Annotated in this window: 16 protein-coding genes; 5 read left to right on the forward strand and 11 right to left on the reverse strand. The window is 68.6% G+C overall.

Annotation, left to right across the window (positions count from 1 at the left end; translation table 11 throughout):
* Positions 1-14 precede the first annotated feature (14 nt).
* The 4 genes from OCT48_RS15045 to OCT48_RS15060 are packed head-to-tail and all read left to right on the forward strand — an operon-like array spanning position 15 to position 2,123.
* Positions 15-719: a TIGR04283 family arsenosugar biosynthesis glycosyltransferase gene (locus OCT48_RS15045; RefSeq protein WP_318152520.1), complete on the forward strand. Its 705-nt coding sequence runs from the start codon at positions 15-17 to the stop codon at positions 717-719.
* Complete coding sequence (locus OCT48_RS15050; protein WP_263589942.1) at positions 709-1,338, forward strand: TIGR04282 family arsenosugar biosynthesis glycosyltransferase; 630 nt, start codon at positions 709-711, stop codon at positions 1,336-1,338. Before OCT48_RS15045 ends, OCT48_RS15050 begins: the two co-directional genes overlap by 11 nt.
* A gap of 12 nt (positions 1,339-1,350) precedes the next feature.
* A complete protein-coding gene (locus OCT48_RS15055) occupies positions 1,351-1,935 on the forward strand; it encodes a sigma-70 family RNA polymerase sigma factor (RefSeq protein WP_263589943.1) in 585 nt (194 codons plus the stop codon).
* Entirely contained in the window at positions 1,932-2,123 is a 192-nt protein-coding gene (locus OCT48_RS15060) for a zf-HC2 domain-containing protein (protein WP_263589944.1), read from the forward strand. The genes OCT48_RS15055 and OCT48_RS15060 overlap by 4 nt, the downstream gene beginning before the upstream one ends.
* Positions 2,124-2,151: 28 nt before the next feature.
* On the opposite strand, the gene OCT48_RS15065 is transcribed toward OCT48_RS15060, so the two are convergent.
* Positions 2,152-2,631, reverse strand: coding sequence for a DUF302 domain-containing protein (locus tag OCT48_RS15065; RefSeq protein ID WP_263589945.1), 480 nt, complete (start codon positions 2,629-2,631; stop codon positions 2,152-2,154).
* Between the two features lie 142 nt (positions 2,632-2,773).
* Between OCT48_RS15065 and OCT48_RS15070 the strand changes: the two genes are divergently transcribed.
* Positions 2,774-3,457: a DUF3047 domain-containing protein gene (locus tag OCT48_RS15070; RefSeq protein WP_263589946.1), complete on the forward strand. Its 684-nt coding sequence runs from the start codon at positions 2,774-2,776 to the stop codon at positions 3,455-3,457.
* A 3-nt stretch (positions 3,458-3,460) separates the two neighbouring features.
* Here the strand turns inward: OCT48_RS15070 and OCT48_RS15075 are convergent, their stop codons facing one another.
* From OCT48_RS15075 to OCT48_RS15120, 10 genes are all read right to left on the reverse strand, one after another.
* Complete coding sequence (locus tag OCT48_RS15075) at positions 3,461-4,144, reverse strand: haloacid dehalogenase type II (protein WP_263589947.1); 684 nt, start codon at positions 4,142-4,144, stop codon at positions 3,461-3,463.
* Positions 4,145-4,221: 77 nt separating this feature from the next.
* The gene (locus OCT48_RS15080) at positions 4,222-5,169 is read right to left on the reverse strand and encodes a cyclodeaminase (RefSeq protein ID WP_263589948.1); all 948 of its coding nucleotides are present in this window, start codon (positions 5,167-5,169) and stop codon (positions 4,222-4,224) included.
* Between the two features lie 116 nt (positions 5,170-5,285).
* Positions 5,286-6,284 (reverse strand): hydroxyectoine utilization dehydratase EutB, encoded by a 999-nt coding sequence (gene eutB / locus OCT48_RS15085; protein ID WP_263589949.1) that lies wholly within the window; start codon positions 6,282-6,284, stop codon positions 5,286-5,288.
* A 124-nt stretch (positions 6,285-6,408) separates the two neighbouring features.
* Complete coding sequence (locus OCT48_RS15090; protein ID WP_263589950.1) at positions 6,409-7,818, reverse strand: aspartate aminotransferase family protein; 1,410 nt, start codon at positions 7,816-7,818, stop codon at positions 6,409-6,411.
* A gap of 481 nt (positions 7,819-8,299) precedes the next feature.
* Entirely contained in the window at positions 8,300-9,781 is a 1,482-nt protein-coding gene (locus OCT48_RS15095) for an NAD-dependent succinate-semialdehyde dehydrogenase (protein WP_263589951.1), read from the reverse strand.
* Positions 9,782-9,984: 203 nt separating this feature from the next.
* Entirely contained in the window at positions 9,985-12,762 is a 2,778-nt protein-coding gene (locus OCT48_RS15100; RefSeq protein WP_263589952.1) for an aminotransferase class I/II-fold pyridoxal phosphate-dependent enzyme, read from the reverse strand.
* 45 nt (positions 12,763-12,807) lie between these two features.
* Positions 12,808-13,806, reverse strand: coding sequence for a C45 family autoproteolytic acyltransferase/hydolase (locus tag OCT48_RS15105; protein ID WP_263589953.1), 999 nt, complete (start codon positions 13,804-13,806; stop codon positions 12,808-12,810).
* Positions 13,807-13,853: 47 nt separating this feature from the next.
* On the reverse strand, positions 13,854-15,473 hold the full coding sequence (locus tag OCT48_RS15110; RefSeq protein ID WP_263589954.1) for a biotin carboxylase: 1,620 nt from the start codon (positions 15,471-15,473) through the stop codon (positions 13,854-13,856).
* A gap of 37 nt (positions 15,474-15,510) precedes the next feature.
* On the reverse strand, positions 15,511-16,380 hold the full coding sequence (locus OCT48_RS15115; protein WP_263589955.1) for a carbon-nitrogen hydrolase family protein: 870 nt from the start codon (positions 16,378-16,380) through the stop codon (positions 15,511-15,513).
* 188 nt (positions 16,381-16,568) lie between these two features.
* Entirely contained in the window at positions 16,569-17,045 is a 477-nt protein-coding gene (locus OCT48_RS15120; RefSeq protein ID WP_263589956.1) for an Lrp/AsnC family transcriptional regulator, read from the reverse strand.
* Positions 17,046-17,056: the final 11 nt, after the last annotated feature.

Raw genomic sequence — 17,056 nt, forward strand, 5'->3', positions numbered from 1 at the left:
CCAGGACACCGACCGTGCACGACCCACACCCAGCCCCGCCGCCCCTTTCCATCATCGTGCCGACGCTGGACGAGGCCGGCACGATCGCGGCGACCCTCGACGCACTGCGCGCGTATCGCGAGCGCGGCGCCGAGGTGATCGTGGTCGACGGCGGCAGCCGGGACGACACCGTCGCCCTGGCCGAGCCCCTGGCCACGCGGGTCGGCGTCGCCGCGCCCGGCCGGGCCCGCCAGATGAACGCCGGGGCCCGGCTGGCCCGGGCCCACCGGCTGCTGTTCCTGCATGCCGACACGCGCCTGCCCCCCGACGCCGACCGACGCATCGCCGCGGCCCTGGCCGGCCGGCACCGCTGGGGACGCTTCGATATCCGCCTGGCCGGTCGCCATCCGCTGCTGCCGGTGATCGCCCGGGCCATGACCCTGCGCTCGCGGCTCACCGGCATCGCCACCGGCGACCAGGCGCTGTTCATGACCCGCGAGGCCTTCGACGCCGTGGGCGGCTTTCCCGATCAGCCGCTGATGGAGGATATCGAGATGTCCCGGCGCCTGAAGCGCCTGTCGCGCCCGGCGTGCCTGCCGGGCCCGGTGGTCAGCGACGGGCGACGCTGGGAGCGCCGGGGCGCCTGGCGGACCCTCCTGCTGATGTGGTGGCTGCGCTACCGCTACTGGCGCGGCGCCGCCCCCGAACGACTGGCCAGGCACTACCGTGATGTCCGCTGAGCCCAGGGAGCACGGCCCGCGGCTGGCGATCCTCGCCAAGGCGCCCTTGCCCGGACGCGTCAAGACGCGGCTAATTCCCGTGCTGGGCGAGGCGGGGGCGGCGGCCCTGCATGTCCGGCTGCTGCGTCACACCCTGGCCATGGCGCTGGCGGCGACGCGGCCCGAGCGGATCACCCTGTGGACGGCCCTGGACCCTGCCCACCCCCTGTTCCTGACCCTCGCCGAGACCCACGGCATTCGCCTGGCCGCCCAGCCCGAAGGCGACCTGGGTGAACGCATGCATCGTGCCCTGGCGGCCATGCACGGCCCCGGCCTGCTGGTGGGCAGCGACTGTCCGGTGCTGACACCCACGCTGCTGCGGCAATGCCACGCGGCCCTGCAGACGGCGGAGGCGGTCTGCCTGCCCGCCGAGGACGGCGGCTACGCCCTGGTGGGTGTCCGCGCGAGCCACCCCGGCCTGTTTCGCGGGATCGACTGGGGCACGGCCCGCGTCATGGCCCAGACCCGGCAGCGGGCACGCGCGTTGGGATGGCGACTGGCCTGTCCGGCCGAGGTATGGGATGTTGACCGTCCAGAGGACCTGGGGCGACTCGCCGCCCTGGACGCTTTCACGCCGTGACAGGGAGCCCATGTGACCTCGACAAGCACTGACGATGATCGCCACCGCCGCCTGGCGGCCGTCAGGCCGCGCCTGGTGGCCTTCGCCCTGATGCACCTTCGCGATGCCGCGCTGGCGGAGGACGCCGTACAGGAGGCCCTGGTCGCCGCCATCGAGAAGCAGGAGGCCTTCGCCGGCCGCTCCGGCTACGAGACCTGGGTGTTCGGCATCCTCAAGTACAAGATCCTCGACGCCATGCGGACCCAGAAGCGCCAGGGCAAGTGGCAGCCCCTCGACGAGGAGGCGGAGGACGAGGCCATCGATCGCCAGTTCCAGCGCAACGGCCGCTGGCTGGAATCCGCCCGGCCGGGGAACTGGGGCGAGCCGGAGGCGGCCTTCGAGAACGAGCGCTTCTGGCAGGTCTTCGACGCCTGCATGATCGGCCTGCCGGACAATCTGGCCCGGGTCTTCTCGCTGCGCGAGCTGATGGGCCTTTCCACCGACGATATCTGCCATGAGGTCGGCATCAAGGAGAACAACTGCTGGGTGATGCTCCACCGGGCACGCCTGCGCCTTCGCGCCTGCATCGAACGCGGCTGGCTGGAGGAATCGGCATGATGATGTGCAAGGAGGCGACACGCCTGATGTCGCTGAAACGGGACCGCTCCCTGACCTTCCAGGAACGCCTGTCGCTGCGCCTGCACCTGGCGATGTGCGGTGCTTGCCGCAACTGCGACCGCCAGTTCGAGGTGCTTCACCGGGTGGGCCGCCACTTCGAGCCCCCCAACGGAGGCCGAGGTCAGTGACGACGAGGAGCGCTGAACCCCCGGGATGCTAGGGTCCGGCGGCCGCCTCGGCGATGGCCGACAGCGCTCCCGCCACCTTGTCCAGCGGCAGGTCGCAGGCCTCGAGGTCATGGCGCCGGGCCAGGTAATGGGGATCGTTCCACTCGATGCGGGTGCCCTCGGTGGTCTCGCGCAGCAGCATCTTCTGGGGCAGGTCCAGGGCGAGGCTGCCCTGGCATTGCATCATGGGGGTGCCCACGGCGGGGTTGCCGAAGATGAAGGTGCGTGTCTCGGGCAGTTCGAGATCGACCCCGGCGGCGTTCCCGGCATGGTCGACCACCGTCATCAGGCGCATGCCGCGAGCCTCCAGGGCCTCGCGCAGGCGGCCGTCGACCCGGGCGATGTCATCCTGGCTTATTCTGTGAAGGATGCCGTGTGGTGATCTCTCGTGGGTATCATCGGCGGCGGCGCCGAGGGCCACCCCCATCGCCAGCCCCAGCATGGCCAGGGGCCTGGTCACTCGCCTCATGGCATTCCCTCCCGTCGGTGGAGTTCTCAGCCTTGGCGACACCCGGCAGCGGGTCAAGTCACCCGGGTAAGGAATGCCCGGCCGACACGACCCAGGCCCTGGCATCGCTCCAGTCACCCGCCCCTCCCCGATAGGAGGCCCCATGCGTCAACGTCCCGCTCCCCCACACCGCCAGGCGCGGTGCCTGCTGGCCGGCCTGGCTCTCGGCCTGGCGAGCATCTCGGCCGCCGCCGAACTGGCGTTCTCGCCCCGCGACATCCTCGGCTGGCCGAGCCGCTCCTTCGCCGGCCACACCGAGTATCGGCTGGTGGAGCTCGACGGCCAGATGGTGCTGCGGGCCCGGGCCGATGGGCAGGCCTCGGCCAAGTACCTGGAGCGGCGGATCGACCTGACCGCCACCCCCTACCTGAAATGGTGCTGGCGAGTCTCGGGGATCTATCCCGGCCTCGACGAGACCACCAAGGGGGGTGACGACTACCCGGGACGGGTCTATGTGGCGCGGCGCACCGGCCTGCTGCCCTGGCAGGTCCAGTCGGTGAACTATGTGTGGTCGTCGACCCAGGCCGCCGGCAGCGACTGGCCCAACGCCTTCACCGACCGGGCCCACCTGCTGGCGCTGCAGGGAGGCCCGGCCCGGGTCGGCGACTGGGTCGCCGAGGTCCGCGACGTGCGCGCGGACTACCGCCGCCTGTTCGGGGCCACTCCGGAGACCATCGACGGCGTGGCCCTGATGACCGACGGCGACAATGCCGGGGGCGATGCCCGTGCCTGGTTCGGCCGGATGGTCTTCTCGGCGGATGCCACGCCCCTGGAGTGTCCCTCCTGACGATCAGACCAGGGCCTCGACCAGTCCCGCCAGATCCGCCACGGTGAGGTCGGGCTCGATGCCCCAGGGATCGAAGGGCGCCTCCGGCAGGCGCCGGACCCAGGCCGCATGCAGGCCCGCATGGCGGGCGCCGATGACGTCGAAGGCGTTGCTCGAGATCAGCCAGGTATCACCGGGCTCCACCTCGAGGCGATGGCGCAGGTGGGCATAGACCGCGGGGTCGGGCTTGAAGCGCTTGACCTCCTCGACGCTGACGATGTCGTCGAAGCGCTCGAGCAGGCCGGCCTCGCCCAGCAGGCCCTCGACGGCGTCGCGGCTGCCGTTGGAGAAGGCCACACAGGTCACGCCGGCCTCGGCGAGGCGCGCCAGGGCGGCCTCGGCCTCGGGGAAGGCCGGCAGTCGCGCGTAGGCGTCCATCAGGTGATCCTTGTCGGCCTCGCCGAGTCGGGTGCGCAGCGCCCGGTCGGTGTACTCGAGGGCCTCCCGGGTGCACTGCGAGAAGTCCACGTAGGCCCCCATCAGGCCGCGACGGAAGCTGTACTCGAGCTGCTTGTCCCGCCAGCGTCGCGAGAACTCCGGGGCCAGGTCGGACTGGCCCTGGGCGGCCAACCGCTGCTCCAGTTCGGTGACCACGCCATGGGTATCGATCAGGGTTCCGTAGACATCGAAGGCCAGTACCATTGCCATCTCGTGCTCTCTCCTTACGTCGATCACTGGGCTCACCCGTGCAGCCTGCGCCTGGCCGAGGACGCACACAAGACGACCTAGGTCCCGACCAGCCGCGACAGCGCATGGTCGGCGATGGCGGTGTCCTGGACGCCGGTCCCGGTGAGGTCGCAGACCGTGATGGTGGCCGCCGAGAGCCGCAGCATGTCACCGCCGGCGATCACCCGGCCCAGCTCGTGGACCTTGAACGGCGTCTCCCGGCCGGCAAAGGCCTTGAGCTCGCCGTTGGTCTCGCTCTGGGCCCGGCTGTCGGCGACGAAGGCGTCGGCCCGGGTCAGCACCGAGGCGTCGAGCTCGCGCTTGTCGGGACTGTCCGAGCCCATGGCGGTGACGTGCACGCCCTCCGGGAGGTCCCGGGCGAAGAGCAGCGGCGTCCGGGACGGCGTGGCGGTGACGATGATATCGGCCGCCGCGCAGGCGGCGGGGACGTCCTCATGGACATGCGCCTCGAGGCCGCGGGCGCGCAGCCGCTCGGCCAGGGCCTCCGCCGCCGACCGACGACGGGCCCAGATATCCACGACGCGGATGTCCCGCACCAGGCGCAGGGCCTCCACCTGGCGCTCGGCCTGCTCGCCGGCCCCCAGCACCGCCACCCGGCGGCTGTTCTCCCGGGACAGGTGGCGGGCGGCGATGGCCCCCGCCAGGGCCGTGCGCACCATGGTCAGGTAGCCCTCGTCGAAGAGCACGGCCTCCACCTGGCCGGTCCTCGCCGAGAACACCATCATCAGGCCATTGAGGCTCGGCAGGCCGAGCCTGGGGTTGTCGAAGAAGCCGGGGCTGACCTTGATGGCGAAGCGCGCGGCGCCGCGGATATGCGCCGTCTTGACGTCCACCTCGCCATTGGCCTCCTCGATGGCCATGGACAGGATCGGGGGCTGCACGGCCTCGCCGCGGCCCAGGGCGGCGAAACCGGCCTCCACCGCCACCAGGGCCTCTCGATCGATGCCCACGGCGGCCTCGATGGCGTTGCGTTGATAGAGCTGCATGGGAAATCTCCGTGCGCGGTAAGGGGTGAAGGGTGAGGAGTTACAAGAGTCAGGTGAGAGGGGTGAGGAGGAGGTAATCGCCGTATCCTTACCCCTCACCCCTTACACCTCACAATTCAGCGTCCCGCCAGCGCCCGGGCCCGATCGAAGGTTTCGAGCGACACGGCGTTGCCCGAGACGATCAGGGCCACCTTCTGCCCGCGCACCGCGATGCCGTGCTCGGCCAGGGCCGCCAGGCCGACCGCGGCGGCCCCCTCGACCAGGCGTTTCTCGTGCTCGAGGAAGTCGACCATGGCCGCGGCGATGGCCGCCTCCGAGACCCGGTAGTGCTCGTCCATGACCTCGCGGACCAGGGCGAAGGTGCAGCGGTTGTCGAGGCCGATGCCGCCGCCCAGGGAATCTCCCAGGCTCGCCACCTCTTCCACCGCCAGCGGGTGGCCCGCCGCCAGGCTCTCGGCCATGGCCGCGCCGCGGGAGAGGCTGACCCCGGTGACGGTGACCTCGGGGCGGAGCGCCTTGAGCGCCGCCCCGATCCCGCCGAGCAGGCCACCGCCGGAGAGCCCGGCCAGGACACGGTCGAGATCGGGCGCGTCCTCCAGCAGCTCCAGGCCGATGGTGCCCTGGCCCGCGGCGATGAGGGGGTCGTCGAAGGGCGGGATCAGGACCATGCCCCGCTCGCGGACCAGCCGCTCGACCTCCGCGAAGGCCGCATCCTGGCTCTCACCGACCCGCCGCACCTCGGCCCCCAGGGCGGCGACGGCCTCGGCCTTGTCGGCGGGCACCAGCCGCGACAGGCAGACCACCGCCGGGATCCCCAGCCGCGCCGCCGCATGGGCCACCGCCCGCCCATGGTTGCCGGTGGAGGCGGTCACTACTCCGGCGGCCAGCGCCTCGCGGCCGTGCCGTTCGATCAGCGCCGCGATCATGTTGGTGGCGCCGCGCAGCTTGAAGGCGCCGGTGGGCTGGCAGGTCTCGAGCTTGAGCAGGATCTCGGCGTCGAAGCGCCGCGACAGGGCATCGGAACGCACCAGGGGCGTGCGGGCCACCTGGCCCTCGAGGCGCCGACGGGCGGCATGGATCGCCGCCAGGGTGACGCCATGGCTCGGTTCGCTCATCCACGGCCTCCTCACGGGTTCGGGCACGGGGCCCCGGCATCCGCCATGATGGTCGATGGGCGGCTCCCCAACAAGCGCGCCGCGGGGGGATCCCCGCGGCGACTGGCATGGACACCGGGCGGTGTCAGGCGGTCTGGAGGACGCCCTCCCGAACCAGGGCATCGGTGACCTTGTCCACCGCGCGGCGGGTGCGGGCGACGATCTCGTCGACCTCGGCGCGGCTGGTGGTCAGCGGCGGTGCGAAGCCGAGGATGTCCCCCTGGGGCATGGCCCGGGCGATCAGGTTCTCCTCCAGGGCGGCGGCGGCCACGCGCGGCCCCACCTTCCGGCTCGGGTCGAAGTGACGACGCCGCGCCGGGTCGGCGGAGAATTCCAGGGCCGCCAGCATGCCCACGCCGCGGGTCTGGCCGACGATCGGGTGGTCGCCGAAGGCGGCCTGCATCTGCCGCTGCAGGTAGGCGCCGGTCTCGGCGGCGTTGGCGGTCAGGCCTTCGCGCTCGATGATCGCCAGGTTGGCGAGACCGGCCGCACAGCCCAGGGCGTGACCGGAGTAGGTCCAGCCGTGACCGATGGGGCCGTATTCGCCGGTGCCCTGCTCCAGCACGCGCCAGACCCGATCGCCGACGATCACGCCGGAGAGCGGCTGGTAGGCGCTGGTCAGGCCCTTGGCCACGGTGATCAGGTCCGGCTTGATGCCGTAGTGGTGGCTGCCGAAGTCGGCACCGATGCGGCCGAAGCCGCAGACGACTTCGTCGGCGATCAGCAGCACGTCGTACCTGGCCAGGACCGCCTGGATGGCCTCCCAGTAGCCTTCCGGGGGCGGCACGATGCCACCGGTGCCGAGCACCGGCTCGCCGATGAAGGCGGCCACGGTCTCCGGGCCCTCGGCGAGGATCATCTCCTCGAGCCTGCCGGCGCAATGCGCCGAGAACTCGCGCTCGGTCATGCCCTCCTGCTCCGCGGCGCGATGGTAGTAGTAGGGCGCCTCGGTGTGCCGGATGGTGTCGATGGGCAGGTCGAAGTGATCATGGAAGGCCTTCAGCCCGGTCAGCGAGCCCGAGGCGATGCCGGAACCGTGGTAGCCGCGCATCCGCGCGATGACCTTCTTCTTCTGCGGCCGCCCCAGCACGTTGTTGTAGTAGCGCACGATCTTGAGCTGGGTCTCGTTGGCATCGCTGCCGGACATGCCGTAGTAGACCTTGGACATGCCGGGGCCGGCGAGCTCGAGGATCTTCTCGGAGAGCGCGATCTGCGGTTCGTTGGAGTGGCCCACATAGGTATGGTAGTAGGCCATCTCCAGGGCCTGCTGGTAGATCGCCTCGGCGACCTCGGTGCGACCATAGCCGATGTTGACGCAATACAGCCCGGCGAAACCGTCGATGAACTCGCGGCCGTCCTTGTCGATGATATGGATTCCCTTGCCGCCGGTGATCACGCGCCCCGGTGCGTCGCCATGGGCGAAGTCACGCAGGTGGGTGGACGCGTGGAAAGTCACCTTGCGGTCGCGGTCGATCAGTTCCTGATGGGTGGTCATGCGCTTCTCCAGTATGACTCCCCGGCTCCGCCGGGGAGGGTGTTCGTCATTCTCGGGTTGTCTTTGGTCTGGTGATTCTTTTCGCCACTAGGCCAATGCAAGAAGGGGCTCCCCGGCGGCAGGCCTCCGTGAGGGCGCTGTAAACCCATCCCTGGGCGCTACTTTTGCCCTGCGGCGCTCTCGCGTCCTGCTCCGCTTGCAGGGCCTGGGATGGCCATCCGTGGCCAACCCGTTCGGCGGGAAGAACATTCACTGGATGTTCTTCTCCTTCCGCCTCACCCATGGCAAAAGACCCTCACTGCGACCTGCCCCCGACGCCCATCGAGTTCGGATGGCCGATTCCCTAAAGCCCCGGAGCCAGAGAGCTCCGCGAGCGGCGAGCCACGGGCAGCGAGCGGCTCGGGGGCATGGCCCGCAGCCGCAGCCCGCAGCCCGCAGCCCGCAGCCCGCAGCCCGCAGCCCGCAGCCCGCAGCCCAGATGCTAGCTCCCGGATACGGAGCCCAGGGCGCCCAGGCAGTAATACTTGGTCTCCAGGTACTCATCGATGCCGGTCACGCCGCCCTCGCGGCCCAGCCCCGACTGCTTGACGCCGCCGAAGGGGATGGGCGGGCCGGTCATCTTCACCGAGTTCACCGCCACCATGCCGTACTCCAGCGCCCGCAGGAGCTTCCAGATGCGGCGGATGTCGTGGGTATAGACATAGGCCGCCAGGCCGTACTCGGTGTCGTTGGCCATCTCGATGACCTGGTCGTCGTCGCCGTAGGCCGTGATGCCGGCCACCGGGGCGAAGTTCTCCTCGCGCCAGACCTTCATCTGCGGCGTCACGCCGGTCAGCAGGGTCGGCATGAAGAAGTTCGGGCCCGGGGCCTCGCGCTGGTCGCCGGCCACCAGGGTCGCTCCCTGGGAGAGGGCGTCATCGACGATGGACGCGGCCTTCTCCACGGCCTGGCGGTGGATCAGCGGGCCCAGGTCGACTTCCGCCTCGATGCCGTTGCCCACGGTGAGCGCCGCCATGCGCTCGGCGAACTGTTCGACGAAGGCATCATGGATCGATTCGTGCACCAGGATGCGGTTGGCCGCCAGGCAGTCCTGGCCGGCGGTCTGGAACTTGGCCGCCACCGCGGCATAGGCCGCCTCCTTGGGGTCCATGTCCGGGCCGACGATGAAGGGCGCGTTGCCGCCGAGCTCCAGCGAGACGCGTTTGACGGTGTTCGCACACTGCTCCAGCAGCAGCCGGCCGACCCGGGTGGAGCCGGTGAAGGACAGCGCCTTGACCCGGTCGTCGAAGCACAGGATCTTCGAAACCTCGGCCGCCTCGCCCAGCACCACATTGAAGACCCCGGCGGGGATACCGGCGCGCTCGGCCAGCTCGGCCAGGGCCAGCGCCGAGAAGGGGGTCTCGTGGGCGGGCTTGACGATCACCGGACAGCCGGCGGCCATGGCCGCGGCGGCCTTGCGGGTGATCATCGCCAGCGGGAAGTTCCAGGGCGTGATCAGCGCGGCGATGCCCACCGGCTCCTTGAGGGTGCCGAGGGCCGCATTGGGGATATGGCTGGGGATGGTCTCGCCGAAGGTGCGCTTGCCCTCCTCGGCGAACCAGCGCACGAAGCTGGCCCCGTACTCGACCTCGCCGCGAGCATCCGGCATCGGCTTGCCCTGCTCCAGGGTCATGATGGTGGCCAGGTCCTCGCGGTTGGCCTGCAGCAGGTCGTACCAGGCCAGCAGTCGCTCGCAGCGCTCGTCGGCGCGCAGCGCCCGCCACTGGGCGAAGGCGGCCTCGGCGGCGTCAATGGCCGTGCTGACCTGCTCGGTCTCGAGCAGCGGGATATGCCCCAGCGCCTCGCCGGTGGCGGGATTGAACACGGTATCCTCGCGGCCACCATCGCCGTGGGTCCACTTGCCGTCGACATAGGCATACTGACGGAACAGACGCGGATCGCTAAGCATGTTGGACAGAGTCATGGGCACCTCCCCTGACGCACCGGCGCCTCGAGTCATCACGCCGGCGATGAAATGTCATCCGCGGCCCGGGGCCGCGCGATGACGTCATGGTAAGGGAGGTGGAAGGTCAGGACTTTTCGAAGCATCGCCCCGGACGCGACAGGTTTTTCGTTCCGCGCCCGAGAAGTTGCGGTTTTTTTTGCGCCCCCGCCGGGGGCCGACATTCAGTGCTCCGGCGGGGCGGCCAGGGCGGCCTCGGCGAACACCAGCAGGCCGAGCTCGGGGCGGTAGCCGTGGATCTCGGTGACGTCGAGGGCCTGCAGGAAGTGCAGGATCGCCTCGCTGACCACCTGGCCCGGCACCAGCACCGGGAAGCCGGGCGGATAGGGGATCACGAAGCTGGCCGAGACCACGTCTCTCCCCTCGCGCATCTGGACCTGCAGCTCGCCGTTGTCGAAGCGCAGGTACTCGGTGTTCTCCTCGTCGTAGCTCAGGAAGTAGGCCCGACGGATGTCGCCCTCCGGGGTCTCGGCACGCTGGCGGAAGGCGTCGTGGAAGCGGCTGAAGTCCGGCAGCGGCGGCAGCTCCTGGGTCAGGGAGTGCACCCGGCGTTCGATGATCTTGCGCTCGGGCCGGCTGCTGTCCTCCCAGCGGTACTCGAACTCCTTGGCGATCTTCATCAGCACGTCGAGCAGGTAGGCGATGGCCCCCCGGGAGGTGCCGATGTTGGTCATGAACAGCACGGTGTTGCGCGAGGTCTTGTTGATCTGGATGCCGTACTTGTTCATCAGGTATTCGTTCTTGAAGGCATCGCCATCCACCCCGGTGTTGCCGATGGCGATGGTCACCCGGGTCGGGTCGACCACGAACTCGTCCCGGGCCCAGGCCTCCTCCATCTGGTTCCAGCCGGTCACCGGGTCGTAGTAGGACTCGACCCCGGACTCGCGGTAGGCCGCAGGGACCATGTCGCTGTTCTTGAGCACCCGGAAGTACTTCAGTAGCAGCGGATGGTTGTAGAGCTGCTCGCGCAGCGACAGCGCCGTCTCGACCTGGGCATGCACCAGCTCGAAGCCTTCCATCTCCGCCTGCATGCGGCCCACGTCCAGCGAGGCCAGGATCTGGTAGTTGGGCGAGGTCGACGTATGGGTCATGTAGGCCTCGTGGAACGGCGCCTCGACCTTCTGCCGGAAGTCCTGGTCGTAGACATGGATCATCGAGCCCTGACGCAGCGAGGTCAGGGTCTTGTGAGTGGAGTGGGTGGCATAGGTGCGGATGCGTACCTCGTCGGGGTCGGGCATCAGCCGGCGCTCGAGCCAGGTGGCGTCGTCGTCCGGGTCGAGCCGGTCGAACTCGGCCTTCCAGGCCGCATACTCCTCGCGATACGCCTCGCTGCGGTAACGGTCACGCAGGGTGCGCGCCGCGTGCATGGCGGTGCGCGGCCGGTAGGTGGGGTTGAAGGTGGCGAAGGCGAACCAGGCCTCGTCCCACAGGAACACCAGGTCGGGCTTGATCGCCAGGCACTCCTCCATCACCCGGCGCACGTTGTAGACCACCCCGTCGAAGGTGCAGTTGGTCAGCAGCAGCATCTTGACCTTGTGCAACTGGCCGGCGCGCTTGTAGGCCAGCAGCGTCTTCTTGATCTCGTGCAGCGGCACCGCCCCGTACATGGAGTAGTCGTTGAGCGGGTAGGAGTCCAGGTAGCTGACGTGGGCCCCTGCCAGCACCATGCCGTAGTGGTGCGACTTGTGGCAGTCGCGATCGACGAGCACGATGTCGCGGGGCTTGATCAGCGCCTGGACGACGATCTTGTTGGCCGTGGAGGTGCCGTTGGTGACGAAGAAGCTCTGGCGCGCCCCGAAGGCCCGGGCGGCGTATTCCTGGGCCTTCTTGATCGGCCCGTAGGGCTGCAGCAGCGAATCGAGCCCGCCGGAGGTGGCCGAGGTCTCGGCGAGGAAGATGTTGATGCCGTAGAAGTCGATCATGTGCCCCGCCCAGTGCGAGCGGGTGATCGACTTGCCCCGCGAGATGGGCATGGCGTGGAAGACCCCGGTGGGCTTGCGACTGTACTCGCGAAGGGCATCGAAGAAGGGCGTGCGATAGCGGCTGTCGATGGCCCGCAGGATGGTGTGGTGCTGCTCGATGTAGTCGGTCTCGCGGTAGAAGATGCGGTTGAAGTAGCGAATGTCGCGGCTCGCGGTGGCCTCGACGTCGCCGCTGGTCACCAGGAACTGGTCCACCTCGGGGCGCAGCTCGTGGATCATCGAGCTGAGCAGGATGCTGCGGTCGGCCTCCGACTGGTTCTCCAGGGCCTGCTCGGATAGCCCCTCCAGGTAGTTGCGCAGGGCGCTGAGGTTGTACTTCGACTTGTAGGGGAATTCGTAGCGGATCAGGCAGGCCTGGATGTTGGGGTTGACCAGCACCGCGATCAGGGCGTCCTCGAAGCTCCTCACCGTGACCACGTCATAGACGAACTTGTCCTCGGGGCGGCGCATGTTGCGGAAGGCCTCGCGGACCACCTCCTCCTCCTGGGCCGATAGGTTGTCGACGATCAACAGCTCGAAGTAGGGCTGGGCCGAGCTGTTGGAGGCCGGATGGCCACGCCGCAGCTGGGCCAGGGCATCGAGGGTCTCCAGGTCCTCGGCATCGGCGTCGGTCTCGCTGAGGTCGACGTGGCGGCGCCGGTAGGACTCGCTGATCAGCGCCCGGACCAGGCGCTTGACCACCTTCTCAAGCAACACGTACTCCTCGCGCTCGAACAGCGACCAGAGATGGCGGAAGTCCTCCTTGGAGGGAAAGGCGTGGTAGTCCTCGACGATCTCCAACCGGGTGAGCTTGACGTCGATGGCCTTGATCAGGTTCTTCGTCCGGCTCTCGTCCTTGAGTCGCACCAGCTGGCCCAGGTCCCGGGTCAGGGCATTCCAGGTGTCGGCACGCAGATGGGAGATCTTGTGGTAGAAGCCCAGGGCGGTGTAGGTGGTTTCGGTTTGCGTCGATTCTTGCATGGCGACACCCTTCTCGGTCGTGGTTCTGCGGGGAGGCGTTGCGGCTCAGCCCGAATAGAGGCCGCGCGTGCCATAGCGCACGGTGATGCGTTCCTCCGGGAAGTCGTCGAAGGCCAGGTCCAGGTGCAGGCCCGGCCAGTGGAACTGGGCCCGCCCCTCCCCGGGGCGGTAGATGGCGGTATAGACCGTGCCCAGGCCACGACCGTAGTCGTGACGGAACAGCGGCGGCGAGAAGAAGGCCGAGACCAGGCGTTCCTCGGTGGTGGCCGCGTCGTCGACCAGGATCGACAGCTGGCGCTCGCGGATCAGGGTCTCGGAGGCCAGCGCATGGGCATACCACTCGATCTTCTTCTGGTGGTTGGTGGCCACCGGCACGCGGCGGATGCTGGCCTTGTGGTCCGGCGCGATCATCGCCGTCACGTAGCGCCCCGCGCTGTCGGCGACGGTGATGTTGTAGGCCATGTGGGTCGGCACCCGAGCCAGCACCTCGGCGGCCTGGGGCACGCTGTCGCAGAACTCCAGGATGTAGCGCAGGATGATCGGCGCGCCGAAGCCGTCGCCGACCACCTTGCGCCCGCCGAAGGCCAGGGAGACGGCCAGGCCGGCGTCGTTCATGCCGTCGAGCACGCCCCACAGGCAATCGGACATGGCGATCACCCGGCGCTCGTTCCAGCGGCTGTAGAGGATGGTCCCCTCGCAGAGCTCCGGCGGATAGTCGTAGTTGCGCGCCAGCAGCGTGGAGCCGGGCCGGGCGAGCACCGCCTGGGAGCAGCCGGTGATGTAGGGGGGCGGCCGGTAGAGGCTGAGCAGTCGTGCGCTGAGGTCGCCACCGCCGGCCAGGTCGCAGAGGGCCCGGTAGGTCCCCAGCAACTCGGGCATATGGCGACGCAGGGCGTTGAAGCACGCCAGGTAGGCCGGCCGCTCGCGCTCGCCCTCGCTGAGGTACCAGCGCTCGTAGGCCGGCCAGTGGTAGTCGAACAGCGACTTCCACCGGGCACCGGGCGTGTCCTCGCGCACGGTCCGGAAGTCCAGCATCTTGTCCATCGCGCCCCGCGGCATCCGGCCCTGGGGGGCGGTGCCTTGCTCTCCGCTCATAGGATCTTGAAGTTGCCGCCGCCGACCGCATGGCTGACGGCGACCTCCTCCACCACCGGGTCCTGCAGCGACTGGCCGGCGTACTGGCCGCGGATGCCCTCGATCCAGGCGCGGGCCCGCTCGGTGAGCTGGAAGTCGTCATCCATCAGGCGCCCGCGGGTGATCAGGATGCCCAGGTCGGCGCCCTCGTAGCGGAAGTCGCCCTCGCCGCTGATGCGCAGGAAGAAGGCCTCCCGTTCGTTCTCGGCGGCATGCGGGTGGGAATCGTAGTGGTCGTAGGCGATGCTGCCGTCCTCGGCCATCTTCCAGACGCCGGACTGGGGGGCCTGGGTCAAGAGGTCGACCGACTCCTCGGTATGCTTGATGACCAGTTGGCTCCAGCTGTCGATGCTGTCGGGGTGCGCCCAGCGCTCGTTGATCTCGGCGATGTCGAGGTCGAAGTCCAGCTCCGAGAACTCCAGCAGGTGGAACAGGAACAGCGGGATGTCGGAGTGGGCGAAGGCCGCCACGTTGGTCAGCGAGCTGGCGCCGGTGACCCGCGGGTTGAGCTCGCCGAGATAGACCTCCTGGCTGTCCATGTCGATCAGGAAGTCGAGCTCGAAATAGCCGCGGTAGCCCTCCTCGCGCAGCGCCTCGCCGAACTTGAAGGTGTACTCGCGGGCCTTGTCGCGCACCTCCTGGCTGAAGGCCCCGGCAAACATCTCGTTGCCGCACCAGCCGCCCTTGTAGGGGGTCAGTGACTTGAAGCCGACCAGCTCGGTCATCAGCGGGCCGACCACGGTGCCGCAGCGGGTGGCACAGGCCTCGATGGCCGAGCCCCGGCAGTTGATGCGCTTCATGATCTTGACCTCGGGCTCGGCCTCGATCTCCTCGGCATGCTTGTAGTAGTCGTCCTCGCCGGCGATGAAGAAGGTCGTGTGGCCGGAATCGCCGAAGGCGGTCTGCACCACCAGGTCGTCGCCCAGCTCGCGGCTCACCTCGCAGAGCTCCCGGTAGCTGCCCACCCTGGCCAGGACGTTGGGCACGCTGGGCACCCCGGCCTTGTTGCCGATGCGCACCGTCTCGATCTTGTTGTCCATCCGCGAGCGCAGCGCGGCCGGCGGGAAGGCCACCTTGAGCCCCAGTTGCTTGCAGACGTCCTCGGTATGCTCGTCGAACATCAGGAAGGTCGCGATGCCGGCATTCTCGCCGTCGGCCCGGGACTGGAGGAAGTCGATGACCTCCTTGTGCTCGAGCAGGTAATTGTTGATGTCCTCGATGCTCTCGAAGTCGCGGGGGAACTTCTCCCTGGGCACGAAGACGTTGCGCTGGCGCCCCTCGAAGCAGTCGATGTAGTTGATATGGCGGAAATTCCCCACCCAGTCACCGATCCCGAGCAGGTTGAAGTTGGTCGCCGAGATGAAGTAGATCGGCTCCTTGTTGTTGAGGAAGTGGCGGCGGACATCGGCGATGCTTGTTATTTTGCTCATCGTGGTCGCTCCCTGGCTATCGGCGGATGACCCTGGTCCCGCCCCCTCGGCGGGGGCGGGCCGGTCGGGCGGGGACGCGCCGGCGGGGCCGGCGGCCCTGGACTGGTCGAACAGGCGACGCAGGACGTGCAGGATCCTGGTAAGCATGGAACCTCCTCTTCCGTTGGCGCCTGTCCCTGGCGAGTCAGTATTCCTCGATATCGGCGCGCTGTGGTTTGGCGAGTGGCCCCAGGGTATCGAGGAAAGGGCTGGAGCCGCCCTCGTTGCGATACAGCGAGAAATCGACGCGGCGATCGCGGAAGCTCTTGAGCGGCTGACCGAGGCCACGCAGGCCGGTCTCGCGCTCGCGGCGCACTCGGGTGAAGTCGACCTCGATGGGCATGACCTCCTCGCCATTGCCGGCCTGGTGGATGACGTCCCCGGAGGGCCCCACCACGATGGAGCGGCCGTTGCCGATGGCGCCGGCGCCGTTGATGTCGAAGAAGTAGCACTGGTTGACCGCGGCATTGGTCCGCGCGATGGACAGCTCGATGTCGCGGTCGATGGTATCGGTCATGGTCGGGTGCAGGATCACCTCGGCGCCCATGGCGGCGAGCGTGCGGGTGGTCTCGGGGAACCACATGTCGTAGCAGATCGACACCCCGAAACGGCCGACGTTGGGCACGTCGAAGGTGACGAACTCGCTGCCGCTCTCCACCCCGGCCTCGTAGGGGCGGAACGGGAACATCTTGCGATAGCGGGCCACCACCTGCCCATGGGGGTTGATCACCGACAGGGTGTTGTAGACGGCCCCCTCGGCCTGCTCGAACATCGAGCCGGGAATCAGCCAGATGCGGTGCTGCTCGGCGAGCTGGCAGAACATCGCCTCGGCATTGCTGGGCAGGGGCTGGGCGTGGTGCGGCGAGGCGCCCATGGGCATCAGCTCGCTGAACAGCACCATCTGCACCTGGGGGAAACGGCTCATCAGCACATCGATGCGATGGCGCATGGCCTCGGTGTTGTCGCCATGGTGCAGGGCATGCATCTGGACACCGGCAATCGTGAAATAGGACATGGCGGTCTCTCTGCGTCAGGCGATCTCGAATCATTCGGGCTAGGTCCAACACGCCGGCGCCGCAAGATTCGTCAACGCCGGTGGGATCGCCCGGCAGTCGTGGGTCTCCGACCCACCTGTCATCAGCTTATCCCATTTCCGTCACCCGAAATCAACGTTGTGGGTCCGCAGTCCCCGCTGCGCGCCGACTAGAGGGCCAGCTCGGCCGCCGAGATACCGGCCGCCGGGCGCTTGACGGTCTTGGTGACGATATAGGTGAAATAGCGTTCGATGCCCACGTCCGACATCAGCCAGGCATCGATCAGGCGCTGGTAGGCATCGATGGAGGGCGCCTCGAACTTCACCAGGTAATCCACGCCGCCGCCCACCGCCACGCACTCGGTGACCTCGGGGGTGTCATGCACCAGGGCCTCGAAGCGCGCGAAGCTCTCGGCATTGTGTGCCTTGAGCTCGATCTGCACCCAGACCGGCGTGCGCGGTACCAGCACCCGGGGGTTGAGCCGGGCCGCGTAGCCCTCGATGATGCCGGCCTTCTCCAGGCGCCTGACCCGCTCCCAGCAGGGGCTGACCGAGAGATTGATCGCCTCGGCCAGCTTCGACTTGGTGATGCGCCCATCCCGGGAGAGGATCTCGAGGATTTTCAGGTCGTAACGATCGAGCTTCATGGGGGTCTCTG

This window comes from Halomonas sp. M4R1S46 (assembly GCF_025725685.1).
Lineage (GTDB): Bacteria > Pseudomonadota > Gammaproteobacteria > Pseudomonadales > Halomonadaceae > Halomonas.